The organism is Aliiglaciecola sp. LCG003 (genome assembly GCF_030316135.1).
GTDB lineage: Bacteria > Pseudomonadota > Gammaproteobacteria > Enterobacterales > Alteromonadaceae > Aliiglaciecola.
This window is the reverse complement of record NZ_CP128185.1, coordinates 3,244,028-3,261,379: the sequence shown is the minus strand read 5'-3', so window position 1 is coordinate 3,261,379 and position 17,352 is coordinate 3,244,028. Positions and strand designations below refer to the sequence as shown.

The 17,352-nt window shown below is 44.2% G+C and carries 14 protein-coding genes; 11 read left to right on the top strand and 3 right to left on the bottom strand.

Translation table 11 applies throughout. The features are described 5' to 3' along the window. Nucleotides 1-58: 58 nt before the first annotated feature. Nucleotides 59-319 (bottom strand): 30S ribosomal protein S20, encoded by a 261-nt coding sequence (rpsT, locus tag QR722_RS14235; RefSeq protein ID WP_286283572.1) that lies wholly within the window; start codon nucleotides 317-319, stop codon nucleotides 59-61. Between the two features lie 346 nt (nucleotides 320-665). Here rpsT and murJ point away from each other — a divergent pair, with 346 nt between their 5' ends. From murJ to QR722_RS14180, 11 genes are all read left to right on the top strand, one after another. Further along, nucleotides 666-2,243, top strand: a complete 1,578-nt coding sequence (gene murJ / locus QR722_RS14230; protein ID WP_286283571.1) for a murein biosynthesis integral membrane protein MurJ — start codon at nucleotides 666-668, stop codon at nucleotides 2,241-2,243. 170 nt (nucleotides 2,244-2,413) lie between these two features. After that, a complete protein-coding gene (gene ribF, locus QR722_RS14225) occupies nucleotides 2,414-3,340 on the top strand; it encodes a bifunctional riboflavin kinase/FAD synthetase (RefSeq protein ID WP_286283570.1) in 927 nt (308 codons plus the stop codon). A gap of 29 nt (nucleotides 3,341-3,369) precedes the next feature. Next, nucleotides 3,370-6,201, top strand: coding sequence for an isoleucine--tRNA ligase (gene ileS, locus QR722_RS14220; RefSeq protein ID WP_286283569.1), 2,832 nt, complete (start codon nucleotides 3,370-3,372; stop codon nucleotides 6,199-6,201). Next, nucleotides 6,194-6,706, top strand: a complete 513-nt coding sequence (gene lspA / locus QR722_RS14215) for a signal peptidase II (protein WP_286283568.1) — start codon at nucleotides 6,194-6,196, stop codon at nucleotides 6,704-6,706. Before ileS ends, lspA begins: the two co-directional genes overlap by 8 nt. After that, nucleotides 6,690-7,124 (top strand): FKBP-type peptidyl-prolyl cis-trans isomerase, encoded by a 435-nt coding sequence (gene fkpB, locus QR722_RS14210; RefSeq protein ID WP_286283567.1) that lies wholly within the window; start codon nucleotides 6,690-6,692, stop codon nucleotides 7,122-7,124. Before lspA ends, fkpB begins: the two co-directional genes overlap by 17 nt. A gap of 10 nt (nucleotides 7,125-7,134) precedes the next feature. Next, a complete protein-coding gene (ispH, locus tag QR722_RS14205; RefSeq protein WP_286283566.1) occupies nucleotides 7,135-8,079 on the top strand; it encodes a 4-hydroxy-3-methylbut-2-enyl diphosphate reductase in 945 nt (314 codons plus the stop codon). Nucleotides 8,080-8,469: 390 nt separating this feature from the next. Further along, entirely contained in the window at nucleotides 8,470-9,105 is a 636-nt protein-coding gene (gene pilV / locus QR722_RS14200; protein WP_286283565.1) for a type IV pilus modification protein PilV, read from the top strand. Further along, entirely contained in the window at nucleotides 9,102-9,971 is an 870-nt protein-coding gene (locus tag QR722_RS14195) for a PilW family protein (protein WP_286283564.1), read from the top strand. The genes pilV and QR722_RS14195 overlap by 4 nt, the downstream gene beginning before the upstream one ends. Beyond that, the gene (locus QR722_RS14190; RefSeq protein WP_286283563.1) at nucleotides 9,968-10,531 is read left to right on the top strand and encodes a pilus assembly PilX family protein; all 564 of its coding nucleotides are present in this window, start codon (nucleotides 9,968-9,970) and stop codon (nucleotides 10,529-10,531) included. The genes QR722_RS14195 and QR722_RS14190 overlap by 4 nt, the downstream gene beginning before the upstream one ends. A gap of 13 nt (nucleotides 10,532-10,544) precedes the next feature. Continuing rightward, the gene (locus QR722_RS14185) at nucleotides 10,545-14,633 is read left to right on the top strand and encodes a PilC/PilY family type IV pilus protein (RefSeq protein ID WP_286283562.1); all 4,089 of its coding nucleotides are present in this window, start codon (nucleotides 10,545-10,547) and stop codon (nucleotides 14,631-14,633) included. 12 nt (nucleotides 14,634-14,645) lie between these two features. Next, nucleotides 14,646-15,119: a type IV pilin protein gene (locus QR722_RS14180; RefSeq protein ID WP_286283561.1), complete on the top strand. Its 474-nt coding sequence runs from the start codon at nucleotides 14,646-14,648 to the stop codon at nucleotides 15,117-15,119. A 64-nt stretch (nucleotides 15,120-15,183) separates the two neighbouring features. On the opposite strand, the gene QR722_RS14175 is transcribed toward QR722_RS14180, so the two are convergent. Both QR722_RS14175 and QR722_RS14170 read right to left on the bottom strand, forming a co-directional pair. After that, the gene (locus QR722_RS14175; RefSeq protein WP_286283559.1) at nucleotides 15,184-16,104 is read right to left on the bottom strand and encodes an alpha/beta fold hydrolase; all 921 of its coding nucleotides are present in this window, start codon (nucleotides 16,102-16,104) and stop codon (nucleotides 15,184-15,186) included. A 451-nt stretch (nucleotides 16,105-16,555) separates the two neighbouring features. Next, nucleotides 16,556-17,308 carry a hypothetical protein gene (locus tag QR722_RS14170; protein ID WP_286283558.1) on the bottom strand — a complete coding sequence of 251 codons (753 nt, stop codon included), beginning with the start codon at nucleotides 17,306-17,308 and terminating at the stop codon, nucleotides 16,556-16,558. Nucleotides 17,309-17,352 lie beyond the last annotated feature (44 nt).

Below are 17,352 nucleotides of genomic sequence, written 5' to 3'. Positions count from 1 at the left end.
TTTGGACATAAAAAAAGCGCTAAAAGCGCTTTTTATAATGCATTTCTGAAACGCGATATTATAGTGCTTTGATCTGCGCAGCAAGACGGCTCTTATGACGAGCAGCTTTGTTTTTGTGGATCAAACCTTTAGTTGCCATACGGTCAAGCAAAGGTGTAGCAGTAACGAAGGCAGCAGTAGCCGCTTCTTTATCACCAGCAGAGATAGCTGCAATTACTTTTTTAAGATAAGTACGAACCATAGAACGACGGCTAGCGTTGTGCTGGCGACGTTTCTCCGCTTGGATTGCGCGTTTCTTAGCAGACTTAATGTTAGCCAAGTTGGAACTCCCGAAAAAATTCTAGTCAAAATTCAAGGGCGCAGATTGTGCCTATTTGATGCTCTATTGTCAAACAGTTTTACGACTAATAATGCAATTTAGCGCGTAAACAGCAGCTTTATTATCAACAAGACTTGCTGAATGTGTCTGTTTCGTCATTTATTTGCCAGATCCATTAACCATATCGACAGGAGCAGAACATGTTTTTTACCGGTTAATTTTACAGAATATCAGAAATAATTTCCCTGTATTTTTTTAAGACTCGCATCTGCTGGACAGCTTCCATTGAAGTCCCGCATAATATCCTCTCTAAACCCACGGGTTATGCATTAAAGGAAATTGCATTTTGTCGAAAAAATTGCTGAAGTCCGGCGTCGTTGTATCTTTCATGACATTTCTATCTAGGGTGCTGGGTCTTATTCGTGATGTCGTTGTGGCAAATATGCTAGGTGCGGGCGCCGCAGCAGATGTGTTTTTAGTTGCCAACAAGATACCTAATTTCCTTCGTCGCCTATTTGCCGAAGGCGCTTTTGCTCAAGCTTTTATTCCGGTGCTTACCGAAGTGAAAAACGAAGGCGATAAAGAACATCTAAAGTTATTTATCGCCAAGGCATCCGGTACCTTAGGAGTAGTAGTTACCCTAGTCACTTTGTTAGGCGTCATTGGCTCGCCAGTGGTTGCAGCTTTGTTTGGTGCCGGTTGGTTCCTTGACTACCTACAAGGATCGCCACAGGGTGATAAATTTGAGCCATTCGCTTTGATGCTTAAAATTACCTTTCCCTATTTATTTTTTGTTTCACTGACCGGTTTATCTGGCGCGATATTAAACACCTTGAATAAGTTTGCTGTCGCGGCCTTTACTCCAGTGCTGTTGAATGTATCCATTATCGCCTGTGCAATATATCTAAGTCCTAGTTTCGAAAACCCTGAATTTGCATTGGCATGGGGCGTATTTTTTGGCGGCCTGATGCAGTTACTGTTTCAAATTCCATTTCTGTATCGAGCGGGTGTACTGGTCAAGCCAAAATGGGCATGGTCTGACCCTAAAGTGTCTAAGGTCAGGCGCTTGATGATCCCTGCGTTATTTGGGGTTTCGGTAAGTCAAATTAACTTGTTGCTTGATACCATGATTGCTACCGCGCTAATGACAGGGTCAGTGAGTTGGTTGTATTACTCGGACCGTTTATTAGAGTTTCCACTGGGTTTATTTGGTATCGCTATCGCGACAGTTATCTTGCCTACTTTATCTAGTCATCACGTTAGTAAAGATCAGCAAGCTTTCAGCAATAGCATTGATTGGGGCTTGAAGGTTGTGTGTTTGCTGGGGTTACCCGCTGCTGCCGGTCTGTTCGTATTGGCCGAACCTATGCTTTTAACCATTTTTTATGGGGGTGCATTTACCGTCAATGACGCCGCCATGGCCTCTGCAAGTTTAATGGCTTATTCGACTGGTTTATTGAGCTTTATGCTAATCAAAGTGTTAGCACCGGGGTTTTATTCCCGTCAAGATTTAAAGACTCCGGTGCGCTTTGGTATCTATTCTATGGTGGCAAATATTTTCTTTAATATTGCCCTTGCGATTCCGTTTGGATATGTCGGGCTGGCTATTGCTACATCAATGTCTGCAACGCTGAATACGGGTTTACTGTACTTTCAATTGCACCGATTAGGTGTTTATCAGGTAACCGCAGCGACCTTCATTTACCTGATGAAAATTATCCTCGCTACAGGATTAATGGTTGGGGCAATCGTATACGTCAAACCTGACATCGCAATTTGGTGGCAAATGAGTACATGGTTTAAGTCACTGCTATTGGCTAAGTTGATTGGGATTGGATTTGGCACCTTCTGTATTACCTTGTTACTTCTTGGGGTCAGAGTCAAAGATTTCAGCGGTACTCACGTGGTACGAAAAACTGATTAAAGGTATTCAAGGTTACGGAATTGACTAGTTAAATCATTTTTATACCCCGATTCTGATAAATTTGCGACTTTTGTACTGATATCCGGTCGATTCACTTTCTTTAACTGTTCAGTTGGTTATAATTCCGGCCTTTGAATTGCTACAATTTACGCATTGAATTAGAGGGCGCAGTGGAATTAATCCGAGGTTTGCATAATATCCGTGAAGAACACAAAGGGTGTGTGCTAACAATTGGGAAATTTGATGGTGTACATTTAGGTCATCAGGCAGTACTGACTAATTTAATCAAGCAAGCTCGTCAGCTGAATTTACCTGCCACTGTGATGGTGTTCGAGCCGCAACCAGAAGAAGTATTTACACCGCAAAGTGCACCCGCTAGATTGAGCCGTTTACGTGATAAGTTTGTGCATCTTCGAGAAATTGGCGTTGACCGTTTGTTGTGTATTAAATTTGATCAACATTTTGCCGATTGTAGTGCTCAGGATTTTATCGAAAATTTGCTGGTGGATAAACTAGGTATTAAATTTCTCGTTGTTGGCGATGATTTTCGGTTTGGTCAGAAGCGCAGAGGTGACTTTGGGTTACTCGAAGACAATAGCAAAAAATTTGACTATCAAGTAGTCAGTACTCAAAGTTTCCGCCGTAAGGATTGCCGAATTAGCTCAACCGCTATTCGACAAGCATTGTCTCGCGGTGATTTTGTTGAGGCTGAAGCAATGCTTGGAAGACCCTTTGCAATCGCTGGCAGAATAGTACACGGTGAGAAAAAAGGCCGAACCATTGGTTTTCCCACTGCAAACGTCTTGCTAAAACGCTGCAAAGCACCCATTAAGGGAGTCTTTGCCGTAAGCGTTAAAATTGGCGACAAACATTTCCATGGTGTCGCTAATGTTGGAACTAGACCGACATTGTCAGGACAGCGATTACAGTTAGAAGTCCACCTGTTTGATTTTGATCTGCAGGTCTACGGTCAATATATTAGCGTCGTCTTCGTGAATAAGTTGCGAGATGAAATAAAATTTGATTCTTTCGAGTTGTTAAAACAACAAATACAAGTCGATGCACAGCGGGCGCGGGCGCTCATGTGCGTCGAATAAATACCACTAAGATTTGGATTTAAACCTTAATGAGTGATTACAAACATACCTTGAATTTACCCTACACTGATTTCCCTATGCGTGGGAATTTGGCGCAACGGGAACCGCAAATGTTAAAGCAATGGACAGAGAAACGACTGTACCATGTGATTCGAGCGGCCAAAAAAGGTAAAACACCTTTTATATTGCATGATGGCCCTCCTTACGCCAACGGTGATATTCATATTGGCCATGCGGTGAATAAAATTCTTAAAGATGTGATTGTAAAGTCTAAAAACTTATCCGATTTTGATTCTCCCTATGTACCAGGTTGGGATTGCCATGGTCTTCCCATCGAACTTCAGGTAGAGAAAAAAGTCGGTAAGCCAGGTAAAAAAGTCACGGCGGCAGAGTTTAGACAAAAATGTCGCGACTATGCCGAGCGACAAATCGCTGGTCAAAAGCGAGATTTCATTCGTCTAGGTGTACTGGGCGAGTGGGACAGACCTTATAAAACCATGGATTTTAGCTCCGAAGCCGACATCATTCGTGCGCTCGGAGGCATCGTGCGTTCAGGCCATTTGGAAAAAGGCTTTAAGCCAGTGCATTGGTGTACCGATTGTGGTTCGGCACTTGCCGAAGCCGAAGTGGAATATCAAGATAAACAGTCGCCTTCTATTGACGTAAGGTTTTTAGCCGCAGATGAGCAAGGGCTGGTGGAATCCTTTGAACATCCAGAAGGGCATGTAGGTGAAGGGCCGGTCTCTGTTGTGATCTGGACTACTACTCCTTGGACTTTACCTGCAAACCGCGCAGTATGTGTGAGCCCTAAGTTAGAGTACACATTAGTGCAGGTGGACGGCGAAAATGGCAAAGAGCGCTTGATTATCGCCTCGGACCTAGTTAAAGATTGCATGGACCGTTTCGGTTTTGATCACTATCATGCGCTAGGTTATTGCCACGGAGATGCATTTGAAAATCAACATGTTAAACATCCGTTTTATGATTTTACTGTGCCGGTTATTCTAGGTGATCATGTTACCACTGAATCAGGTACTGGTTGCGTTCATACGGCTCCTGGACATGGTGTAGACGATTTTAACGTTGGTGCAAAATACGGTTTGGAAGTGGCTAACCCTGTAGGTGCTAACGGTGTTTATATGCAAGGTACCGAATTATTTGAAGGCGAACATGTATTCAAAGCCAATGCTCACATTGTCGATGTGCTTAAAGAACATAACGCCTTGGTCCATCATCATGCCTATACCCATAGCTACCCGCATTGCTGGCGTCATAAAACGCCGATCATTTTCCGAGCTACGCCTCAATGGTTTATTAGCATGGACAAAAATGGCCTTCGTCAGCAATCTTTAGCCGAAATCAAGAAAACCCAATGGATCCCTGAATGGGGTCAAAGCCGGATTGAATCCATGGTGGAAGGACGTCCTGATTGGTGTATTTCCAGGCAGCGTACTTGGGGTGTGCCAATTGCTTTATTTGTGGATAAAGACAGCGGTGATTTGCATCCTAATACCGACGAACTGCTTGAGCGTGTAGCTAAACTAGTTGAAGCCAAAGGCATACAAGCTTGGTGGGATATTGATCTAACCGAGTTCTTAGGTGAGCAAGACGCGAAAACTTACACTAAGGTACCAGACACCTTGGACGTATGGTTTGATTCAGGTGTGACCCACCACTTTGTGGTCGACAGTCGTGATGATATTCCGGCATCAGCAGACTTGTATCTGGAAGGGTCAGATCAGCACCGTGGCTGGTTCATGTCGTCATTGATGACCTCAGTTGCAGAAAAAGGTCATGCGCCATACAAACAAGTACTAACTCACGGGTTCACCGTCGATGGCGAAGGCAAAAAGATGTCTAAGTCTATTGGCAATACGGTTGCCCCTCAGGAAGTTATCAATAAACTGGGGGCGGATATATTACGTCTTTGGGTTGCATCTACGGATTATCGCAGTGAAATTGCGGTTTCAGATGAAATTTTAAAACGTTCGGCAGATTCATATCGTCGTATACGCAATACTGCCCGGTTCTTGCTGGCCAATCTAAACGGTTTTGATCCTAGTGTTGATGTCGTGCCTTTTGAGCAATTGGTCGAGTTAGACAAATGGGCAGTGAGTCGTGCCGCAACTGTTCAGGCTGAAATCATCGAAGCCTATGAAAAGTATGACTTGTTAGTGGTTTGTCAAAAGATGATGCAATTCTGCTCAATTGAGTTGGGCAGCTTCTATTTGGATATCATTAAAGACCGCCAGTATACGGCTAAAACAGATAGTCATGCTCGACGTTCATGCCAGACAGCCCTCTATCATATTGTTGAATCTCTAGTGCGCTGGATGGCGCCCGTCATGAGCTTTACAGCACAAGAGTTGTGGCAGGAAATGCCTGGCCAACGTGATGAGTTTGTTTTTAGCGGCGTTTGGTATACCGGCTTGCCCACTGATAGCGTTAAAGGTGATTTTGACAATGGATTCTGGCAGCAAGTGTTGGAAGTCAAAGAACAAGTAAACCGTGCATTGGAACAACAACGCAAAAATGGCCACTTGGGTGCATCACTAGAAGCCAATGTGACTTTGTTCGCAACTGCTGCACTAGCCGACAAATTAGCACTATTAGAAGATGAATTACGCTTTGTGTTAATTACCTCGGCGGCCAAATTGGTAACCGTAGAGGCAGCCCCAGAAGGCGCCATTGATACTGAGATAGAAGGCTTGTGGATGGAAATCGCCAAGTCTGCCGATCCTAAGTGTGTACGCTGTTGGCATCACCGAGCCGATGTGGGTGTGGATGAGTCCCATCCAGAGCTTTGTCATCGTTGTGTCGATAATGTCGAGGGTGAGGGTGAAAAAAGACATTATGCTTAATATGTTTAGTAATACCGGCTTACGTTTTCTATGGTTGGCGGCTCTCACCGTGGTGCTGGATCAATGGAGTAAATACGCTATTGTTGCCAGTATGGACGTGTACCAGTCCATCCAATACACCTCGTTTTTCAATTTAACTCATACCCGCAATTATGGTGCAGCTTTTAGTTTTTTGAGTGACGCCAGTGGCTGGCAAAGGTGGTTTTTTACTGGCATAGCGGTAGCCGTTAGCGTGATAATTTTACGTTGGTTGAAGGCCAGTCCTAAAAGCCAGATTCTATTACCCGTGGCATTTTCGCTTATCTTAGGTGGTGCAATAGGCAATGTATATGATCGAGTTGCCTATGGTTACGTAATAGATTTTTTGCATGTGTATTATCAACAATATGACTGGCCAGTGTTTAACTTAGCAGACAGTGCAATTTGTCTAGGTGCTACGCTATTGATTGTTGATATGTTTAAAAATAAACAGGACAAAGGCGAGGATAATGAGTCTACAAATTGATCAAAATAGCCAAGTTGTAATGCATTTTGACCTTAAATTATCCGATGGTTCTGCTGCGGATAGCACCCGGGTCAATAACAAGCCGGCAAAGCTGCAAATGGGCGACGGCAGTTTAACTGCGAATTTCGAACAGTGTTTGTTGGGCTTGCAACAAGGTGATAAAAAATCCTTTACCTTAGAAGCGCCTGATGCATTTGGCCTGCCTAATCCAGATAATATTCACCATATGGAGCGCAGTCGTTTCTCCAAAGACACCCCGGTTGAACTCGGCACTATCATTGCGTTTAGTCAACCAGATGGAACTGAAATTCCAGGTATAGTGCGTGATGTAGAAGGGGATTCGGTGACGGTGGATTTTAATCATCCCTTAGCCGGTCAAAGGGTAATATTTGATGTGGAGATCCTTGGCGTAAGCTAGGGTTTAGACTATGCAGATACATTTAGCCAACCCCAGAGGTTTTTGTGCCGGTGTAGACCGTGCTATCACTATTGTAGAACGTGCACTGGAGCTATTTTCTCCACCTATTTATGTGCGCCATGAAGTGGTTCACAATAAATTTGTGGTTGATGGGTTAAAGCGCCGTGGTGCCAAATTCGTCGACGAACTGACCGAAGTGCCAGATGATAGTATTGTTATATTTTCTGCCCATGGCGTATCTCAGGCGGTTCGTAATGAGGCAACCGATCGTGGCTTAAAAGTATTTGATGCAACTTGTCCGTTGGTAACCAAAGTACATATGGAAGTGATGCGAGCTAGTAAGAAGGGCACAGAGTGCATTCTAATCGGACATCAAGGCCATCCTGAGGTGGAAGGCACCATGGGGCAATATGACAATGCTGCTGGAGGCATCTATTTAGTGGAGTCTGTGATGGATGTGGCTAATTTAGAAGTCAAAGACCCCACTAAGCTTTATTATTGCAGTCAAACGACCTTGTCGGTAGATGATACCGCAGAGGTTATTGATGCTTTGCGTGAAAAGTTCCCGGCTATCGAGGGTCCTCGTAAAGATGATATTTGCTATGCAACGCAAAATAGACAAGATTCAGTTCGCGAATTGGCGGGTGATTGCGAAATTTTATTGGTGGTTGGAGCTCAAAATAGCTCTAATTCCAATCGTCTTCGAGAGTTAGCCGAAAAAATGGGGGCTCAGGCCTATCTGATCGATAGTGCTGACTGCATTCAGAAAGAATGGTTGGAGAACGCAAAACATGTTGGTGTGACAGCCGGCGCCTCAGCCCCGGAAGTGTTAGTACAAGCGGTAGTGGATAAATTGATTAGCTGGGGAGCAGATAAAGCTCATGAACGTCCTGGCCGGGAAGAAAATATCGAGTTCGCGGTACCAAAAGAGTTAAGAGTTCGCCACGTCAGCTAACTCTCTGAGCCTTGAATATTATTGCAGTGCGTTCAAGCATAGTGATAATTTATTCAACGTATTAAGCGCGTCACATGGACGTGATGTAGTCAGTATAACCAACTAGCAATACTGGCAGTGGATACCGATGAATCATCGAGTATTTCAACTATAACAAGCTGTTGAAAATGTTTAATTGGATAAAATTAAGCGGTTTCCCATTGGCCAGTTCCAAAATGGCTGTATTATTTCATACCTAAGCACCTGCTAATATAACCAACACCTAGTCTAAATAGGCTAAATTTAATACCAACGAAAAAGCAGTTCAAGCGATAGACGCAACAAAGACTATACTGGGTCTAATAAACTTGAGTTTTTTGATCTATCAATTTCAGTGAGTCAGGAGTTACCGTGGTAAGAAACGCAGCATGTGGCTATCAACCTACACAGCAACGTGGTGTTGGCATGATTGAAGTGCTGGTTACTTTGTTTATTCTCTCCGTTGGTTTACTTGGCGTCGCGTCGCTACAATTTGTCAGTTCATTTTCTAATTCTGATGCATTGAATCGTTCTCAATCGGTAATGGTGGCGCAGCAGTTAAGCGAACGTTTGAGGGCCAGTGCCAGAATGTCTCTAGTAGGGGATGGTTTAGTTGTCGACCAAAACTATTTCGATGCAGATATCTACAATTTCAATAATCTCTCTTGTAATTCTAGTGCTTTACCTTATGCCTGTTTTTGTCTAGTACAGCCAGCAGATATCCCTGATTGCAGTGGTTCACAGTGCAGTGCAGCGGAGTTTGCGATTTATGATGCCTACGAAGCCAGTTGCTCAGCGGTAGGCTCGAATCCGTCGGTAGAGATCCAAGTAAACTGTGAGGACAATGATTTGTTCGATACAGAACAATGCAGCAGTGGTTCGCGAGTAAACATCATGCTCAGATGGCCCGTGGAGAATCGACAAAATATTGAGAGAGCGTTAAACGACAGTTGTAATGAGGGTAAGTCCGAACCTCATGACTGTGTTCGACTGGATGTGGTGCTATGACTCGTCTACATGCCCGCCAACAGGGTTTTAGTCTTGTTGAAATCATGATTACCCTAGCATTAGGTTTGCTGATATCCGGCGCAATTGTGCAAGTATTAGTGAGTAATAGTTTGACTGAACGACTCAATCGCTCTATTGCTTCAACTCAAGAAAGTGGCCGTTTTATTATTACGCGCCTGCGCAATGAATTAATTATGGCCGGAAGGTATGACCCATTATCCCCCACCTTGAATCGAGACCTCGACCCCGTTGCCGAAGGCGCTTATGTGATGAATCATCCCATTGTACTGCCAGGTGACTTTGCGGCATTTGCTGATGTTGGTTCTTCTCAGGGGGCGGCGGGGAGTAATGATAGGGTCGCGGTTGCTATGGTCGCGTCTAGCGATTGTCGCGGGCTTAAATTAGGGTATGGCGTCAATGAAGAGTTTTACGTGGTCAACGAATATTTTGTCGAGGGTACTCAACTTAAGTGTCGTGGCTTTGATGGGCGCGTATTGCGCGGACAAAAAGTTGCAGTAGGACATGACAACCATGCTTCAGTCACCTTGGTTGATGAGGTTCAAAGCTTTCAAGTACTTTATGGCTACACCAATAATGTCCTTACAGGTGACAACTCCGCTCGCCCGGTCAGTTATGTCACCGCTGATCAATTGGCTGCCATCATTGCAAACAATGGTCAGGTTGTGGCCATCAGACTAGCCGTACTCTTGAAAGGTGATGGTGAAGTGTCGATTAACAATACGCCGCGCTTTAAACTGCTCAACGAGACTGCAATTAACCCCACAGAGCCGCGCCTGTTTAAGCAATTTGAAACCACAATAACATTGCGCAATGTGAAGAACTTTATGCGAAGTAGAAAGGTATGAAACAACAAGGTTTAGTGATGGTATTTGCATTGTTAGTACTGATGAGTCTAACGGTGTTAGGAGTAGCTTCAGTCTCAAGTAGCTTAATGCAAAATAAGATGGCGGTTTCTATGGAGAAACAATCATTGGCCTTTGATGCTGCAGAAGCGGCGATTGCCGGAGTCGTGTTTGAATCTGAGGACGAGGTACTGCTATCGGATCCCGACAAAGTTGACCCCTTGTCTCAAGCCCGACAGGGCAATATTGTTGATCTAGCCAATGATGATATTAGCTGCTTTAACGCCAATGATTGGACTAATCGAACGGTTACTACCAGCGGCTTGCGAACTAATACAGAGCATACGGCGGCAGGACTTTTTGATGAAAAGCCTGCTATTTCAAGCTGGTCTCGCACTGCTTTTATTCAAGAGCGAGCTTGTTTAGGTTCCAGTAACGTGATCGGCGGCAGTAATATTAGCTGTCATGTATTTATCATTAAAGGCTGCGGACAGTTGCAAGGTGCTAAGTTTGCCGTAGCGAACACTTTGAGCGCGTCTGTCTTCGCGCCAGCATCCCAATAGCGAGGTTGTATTTATGTCTATTAATAAAGCGCTAACTGGAGTTGCATCATTTTTGCTTAGCAACATGATTGTCTTTACTGCTTTTGCGGACGATTTGGAAATTTATCTAGGAACATCAGATGCGGCGGTCGAATACTACCCTAATGTACTCTTTATCATGGATACGTCCGGCAGTATGGGCGGCAAAGACAATACTACTGAAACCCGTATGCTTAGAGTACAAAATGCCTTAAAAGAAACCCTTGGAAGTGTGACCAATATCAACGCTGGGTTGATGCGTTTTTCTGATTTCGGTGGGCCGGTATTATATCCCGTCAGTCCGATTGATGCCTCAGTAGTCCCTGAAATCATTACGCCGATAGTCTCAGGCTCAGATGATGCGTATGAGATTTCAGGGGTGGTAAATACGTCATCCAACCAAGTCAAAATATCCCAAGGTACCGAAGTTGTGACTAGTGGTTATCGCTACCAACAACTAAATATTCCAAGAGGAGCGGTGATCACCAGCGCCTATATGCGCTTTACTTCGTCGCAGTTAAATACCGCCGTTACCTCTATTAATATCCGTGCCGAACTAATTGGTGATGCCACAACATTTACCACGAGCAATTTCGATATTTCTTCGCGCACTCGCACCGTCAATGAAATCAATTGGGATAGCGAAAATGATTGGCCTTTATCTGCTGATACGATTAATTCACCGTCTATTGTGAACGTCATTCAAGAAGTGGTTGATCAAACCAGCTGGTGTGGCATGAATGCGTTAAATATTATTCTTGAGACCAGTAGCGTAAGTGGTTCTAGTGATAGGCGTACTGCGGCATTTGAAGATGGCACAGGCTCTACCCCGCAATTGGTCATTGGTTATGATGAGAGTACTGCAACAGGCTGTGTTCAAGGGCAAGCTAATTATCAAGTTGCATCCCAAAGAGACAACGCTGAAGAACGTAATGACGGTGCTCAGTCTACCGGCTCTGAGTTGACCTTTAATGCTTCAAACAACAAATATGTTGCAGTACGTTTTCGTAACCTAGCACTGCCGAAAAATGCTGTTGTAACTAATGCCTATTTGAGATTTACCGCTTATCAGAACCGCACCGGTAGCGGCGCGTCCTTTGTCATACGTGGCGCTAATGAAGCCGATCCCGATAATTTCAGAAACTATCCTCGCTATTTACTGCGAGACAAAGCCAAAACGTCAGCCTCAGTAACCTGGTCGAATATCCCCCAGTGGTACCGGAATTTTTCCTATGATTCGCCCTCTGTGGCTTCTATTGTGCAAGAGTTAGTTAATCGAGGAGATTGGCAAAGCGGCAATGACATGATGTTTATCATGTCAAATATTACCGGTGTAAGAGGGGCTTACAGCTACCAAGGAAAACCATCGGGGGCGCCAGAGTTAGTGGTGGAATATCAAGGTTCTGCTACCCCAGGTAGTATCTCCACAGTCCGTCAACACCTTATCAGCAAGGTGGATGAATTGACTGCCAATGGCTATACGCCCATCGTTGACACGCTATTGGAAGCAGCTAAATACTATGGTGGACGGGATGTAGATTATGGTTTGGCTAGGGGAACAAGCTCAGTGAGCTCTTCGGTTCGCCGTAGTACTCGTGTCAGCCATCGACAAGCCTATATTGGAGCCAACTCTGTATTGCCTAACGGTTGCAGCGAAGACAATTTGAGTGATGGTAACTGTGTTGGTGAGTATATTCCGGCAGGTGCCAGCTATATTTCGCCAATTGAAGACAGGCAGTGCCAGACTAATAACCATATTGTGTTGTTATCCGACGGTGAAGCCAACAACAACCATAGCGTAAGCAAGATTCAAGCGCTGTTAGGGGCAAATTGCCGAGATGCCAATGGTGGCGAAAAGTGTGGCGTTGATCTGATCGGTAATATCGGTGACCTAGGCGACTCGGTTATTGATTCGAGGATCATTACCCATACCATAGGGTTTGCTACCAACAGTGCAGCCAGCGCTTTCTTAAATAAATTAGCCATTAATGGCGGCGGCGGTTTCTACGAAGCCGATAACTCAGCCGATTTGGTAACTGCATTTTCATCTATTTTAAAAACGGTTAAGGATGTTAACACCACCTTCGTTTCTCCAGGGGTGGCGGTCAACCAACTGAATCGCCTGACCCATAACGACGAATTGTATTTCGCCTTATTCAAACCATCAGAAGGGGCCATTTGGCCTGGAAACTTGAAAAAGTATCGGATAGACGGTGATCAAGTTCTCGACCAAAATGGTCTAGCCGCAGTCGATGACGGTACTGGGTTCTTTTCGGAAAACTCACACAGCTATTGGTCAGTCGCAGCGGATGGCAATGATGTCAGAGAGGGAGGGGCCGCTAGCAGAATGACATTGTCACGGAATATCTATACCTTTGAGGGTAATGGCACCATCATACGTGAAGGTAACTTGTTACATGAGAGTAATACTAGTATTAGCCAAAATGATTTAGGCGTGTCGGATTTACCCGATGCTGCAACACTGCGCACTACTGTATTGAAGTGGGTCAGAGGAGTGGATGTTAGAGATGATGATGGCGATGGTAGTAGCGACGACGTACGTTTAATGATGGGTGACCCCATTCATTCGCAACCCATTATTGTCAATTATGGGGCAACAGAAAGTGCTATTTTAGTGGCAACCAACCATGGTCTTCTGCATTCATTTGACCCTGTTACCGGCAGCGAAAATTTCGCCGTAATGCCAAGAGAACTGCTAGCCAATCAATATGACTTATACCGTGATGGCGCAAGCTTCAATCATATTTATGGCTTGGATGGTGACATGGTGTTGCGTAATGACGGTGATAATAAATACTTATACGTGGGTATGCGCCGAGGTGGCAACAACTATTATGCTTTTGACATTACCAGTAAATCATCCCCTTCTTTAAAGTTTGAAATTCGCGGCGGCAGTGCAGGTTTTGAGAAACTGGGTCAGAGTTGGTCTAGACCGACTGTAACAAAAGTTAGAATTGGCTCAACGGTTAAAAACGTGCTGATATTTGCCGGTGGTTATGATGCACAGCAGGACGATAAAGAAACGCGCAGCCCGGATGCAATTGGCAACGCTGTGTATATTGTTGATGCAGATACCGGTGGTTTACTCTGGTCAGCAAGTAATTCAGGTGCTGATTTGACCCTTACCGACATGCAATACAGTATTCCTGCCCGCGTGTCAGTTATTGACAGAGAAGGTGACGGATTTGCCGACCATATGTATGTAGTGGATATGGGAGGTCAAATGTTCCGCTTAGACATACACAATGGAAATGGCGTGAGTGAGTTAGTTAGCGGAGGCCTAATGGCACAGTTCGCGGGAGAATCAGCCACCGATAATCGCCGTTTTTTCTATGGTCCTGACGTGTCTGAAATTACCTTAGGTGATGAGCATTACTATGCCGTTGCCCTTGGCAGTGGCTATCGTGCCCGCCCTCTAAATAGTGTGATTAATGATCATTTTTACATGATTAAAGACCCGGGCGTATTTGAGTTGGATGCAAACGGACTCTATACACGCCCATCTACACCCATATCATTGTCCGAGTTGTTTAATGCCACTGCGCACACTCTGACCTCAAGTGATGAATCGGAAAAAGAAATCGCCACTAATGAATTTTCCAACAAACAAGGTTGGTACCTAGAGTTGGCGGCAGGGGGGGAAAAGGTACTGGCGTCTCCACTGATTATCGACTATCAATTATTCTTTACCACCTATTTACCGACTACAGCCAGTGTCAGTGATTGTGCTCCGCCTGCGGGTAACAGCCGGGCTTATTTGGTTAATTTGCTCAATGCCAATGCGGTGACTGACTTAGATAAAAATGGGGATTACCAAAACGAGGATCGCTTCGCCCAATTACGTCAAACAGGCATAGCACCGGAAACTAAAATTTTGATAGAAGATATTGTCAAACCCGTTGTTTGCTTAGGCACTGAGTGCACCTCGGCGGTAATGGATGTAGACGATGAAGGTAATCCGTTGCCTTGCGGAACAGCTTTTGAGTGTTTGGCTGAAAACATTTATGGGCGCTTCGAACGGGTACAGAAGAATAGTTGGAAAACTGAAATTGAACGGCAATAGAGGGAATAATAGATGACGTTTAGTACAACAAAAAATAGCGGTTTCACCTTAATAGAATTAATGATTGTGGTGGCAATAATCGGCATTATTACTAGTATTGCCTACCCGAGTTACCAAGGGTTTATGAAAAGCAGTAATCGAAGCGCTGCACAGGCAGACTTAATGGCGTTAGCCGCTGCTTTGGAACGTCACAAAGCCTCAAGCTATACTTATAAAGGTGCAGCAGAATCAGCAGGGGATACGGGAAAACCAGCGGTTTTTCATGCTCATTCACCTTCATCTGAACCTCTAGCCAATAAAAAGTATGATTTAACCATTGATAGTGTTTCAGCATCTGGAAACAGTTACCTTATTTTGGCTAAACCGGTGGCTAGCTCAGCGCAATCCGGTGACGGTACTCTATATTTTTATAGTGACGGCAGAAAAGCCTGGGACAAAAACGATAGCAACTCTCTATCAAGTGACGAATATTGCTGGGGATGCTAACTAGTCATTATTAAAAGGCCCAAAACATTTGTTTGGGCTGTGAATCTAATAATAGCCACGGCATCTAGTCATTGTTAGATTGTAAAAATTGTTTTACCGCTAAAACCGTTGTGTGTGGATCTTCTTCATGCGGCACATGGCCCAAGTCATCATAAATAATCAATTGACTGTTTGCGATATCTTGTTCAAACATGGTTGCGAACTCAACCGGTATTAGTTGGTCTTTCTTGCCCCAAATTAACAGAGTAGGGACCTTTATAGTGCGAATCTTATTTACTAAAGGCCCAGGTAACGTCTGCTTAAAGCGTTCTTTCAAAGCGTCACGATTACCGGTGCGAAGGGTTAACTCGTAGTATCTGTCTATCAATGCATCCGTTACTAAATCTGGGTTTGCGTAAACATTTTTAACGCTGCGCGCGACCAATGCCCTAGGTAAGACATTTTTTAATAGCCGACTAGCAATAGGATTTTTCGATAATTTAAAGGCCAGTGGCACAGATTCGGACTTGTAGGGGTAGCCACTGGCGTCGACCAGAATCAATTTGGACACTCTATCAGGATGCAATACTGCAGTTGCCCAAGCGATGTACCCACCAAGAGAGTTACCGGCTAACACACCTTTATCGACTTTTAATTTGTCTAATACCGCCAGTACGACTTCTGCATAATGTTCAATGGTATAATTATTTTGCGGATCGGGACCTGTTAGACCAAAAGCGGGTAAATCGAAACGAATCACCCGGCGCTGTTCTTTTAAGGCTTCTACCCATCCATCCCAAGTGTGCAAAGAGGCACTGGTGCCATGAATTAAGATGATAGGTTCAGGATCGGATTTTGGTCCTTCGTCCCTTAAATGAATATTCATACCTGCAATATTCACGAATTGTGAAGGTTCAGGTGCCCAGCGTTGACTAAGTTCAGCAACCGACTTGTCTGGAGCTTTATTTAAATAAAGGTAAATGGCAAGGGAGATTATAATCGCCATCAGCAAATACAAGCTGAACTTTAAAATTTTCAAGGTAAGCCTCTGGTTAGCTATGTTAGGGTATCAATCATCTATTATTCATACAGTTTCATCTTTAGCCAAATGATATTTTATAAATTTCTCCGTATAAAATTTCGCAGCTATCTATGGGTTTTTGATTAAAAAGCGGGTCTGAAATCAGGTTCAGGAAATGAAACAGCCATGAATAATCGCTGAGGGTGGAAACAATCTGGACCAGGGGCTTGTGCTGAATCAGTTATTTTTATAGAAGCTTTTGGCTAACGGATATCGCTTTTAAGCATCCTTGGCATAAGAGCCTATCGACATGCAAAGTGTCCTTGTGGCATATCGTGTCAGCTTAAACAATAAGTCTGCTATCAAGCAGGTTGCTGTATCAGAACTGATGCAGCGACCTTTAGACACCTATCACATTTATCTTGGCCTTGGGGCCTTAAGGAAGGGTTTGCGGGCTTGTTGGCGGCGGCAGGCTTCTGCGCCATTTTTCTAACTCAGCCACTCTGCGGGTTATTGCACCATTAACTTGGTCCAGCGCCACAAGTTTTGCTTGGATATCACCGATTTGCCTTGAATTATTGTTCTCACTCCCTTTGAGAGCAACTATTTGGGTATTCAATTGCGCCAGTTCATTAGATTGCTGTGATATTTGTTCCTGCAATACAGTTAGATTGGTCGAAACAGTCAAAGTATCACTTTCTAAGCCTGACAATTTCTTGTCTAAAGTTTGTGATGTGGAGTTTAGCTTTTCACTCAACTGGTTGATTTCAGTTTGATTTTTGCGCCAAGCACTGGCCCATAGCTTATCCATTTGAGTCCACAGCTCATCGGTTTTGTCACTCAATTCTGTGACTTTAATACGCAGGGCACCAGCAGATTGATCCATTTCCTCGCCAGTTGCAGACAGTCTTCTTTCCAGCTCTGTCACCCGACTGACAGCATTGTCTAAACTTACTTGCATAATCACTTTTTGCTGATAAAGCCAGTAACAACCAGCCGATGCTGCAATTCCGAGCAATAACGCGAGTACCAGCCAGAAACCGGATACACCGCTTTTAGGGCTTCCATCGTTATCTGATTTTAGCGGTTTGCTGCTTTTTTCTTTAGCCCGAGATTTTTGGAAAGCCTCACGATCTTCTTTATCTAGCACAATATTAGGAAGATCGTTATCGAGTCGCTCATTAGTCATTGGCAGATATCCAGTTTTCTTAATAAGGTAAAATGTTGCTGTCA

Bases quoted from the DNA above. Each gene is read 5' to 3' on its own strand.
- QR722_RS14170 (WP_286283558.1), bottom strand. From the start codon at position 17,308: ATGACTAATGAGCGACTCGATAACGATCTTCCTAATATTGTGCTAGAT.
- QR722_RS14175 (WP_286283559.1), bottom strand. From the start codon at position 16,104: ATGGCGATTATAATCTCCCTTGCCATTTACCTTTATTTAAATAAAGCT.
- QR722_RS14190 (WP_286283563.1), top strand. From the start codon at position 9,968: ATGAAACAACAAGGTTTAGTGATGGTATTTGCATTGTTAGTACTGATG.
- fkpB (WP_286283567.1), top strand. From the start codon at position 6,690: ATGAGTCTACAAATTGATCAAAATAGCCAAGTTGTAATGCATTTTGAC.
- QR722_RS14195 (WP_286283564.1), top strand. From the start codon at position 9,102: ATGACTCGTCTACATGCCCGCCAACAGGGTTTTAGTCTTGTTGAAATC.
- QR722_RS14185 (WP_286283562.1), top strand. From the start codon at position 10,545: ATGTCTATTAATAAAGCGCTAACTGGAGTTGCATCATTTTTGCTTAGC.
- lspA (WP_286283568.1), top strand. From the start codon at position 6,194: ATGCTTAATATGTTTAGTAATACCGGCTTACGTTTTCTATGGTTGGCG.
- ileS (WP_286283569.1), top strand. From the start codon at position 3,370: ATGAGTGATTACAAACATACCTTGAATTTACCCTACACTGATTTCCCT.
- ispH (WP_286283566.1), top strand. From the start codon at position 7,135: ATGCAGATACATTTAGCCAACCCCAGAGGTTTTTGTGCCGGTGTAGAC.
- QR722_RS14180 (WP_286283561.1), top strand. From the start codon at position 14,646: ATGACGTTTAGTACAACAAAAAATAGCGGTTTCACCTTAATAGAATTA.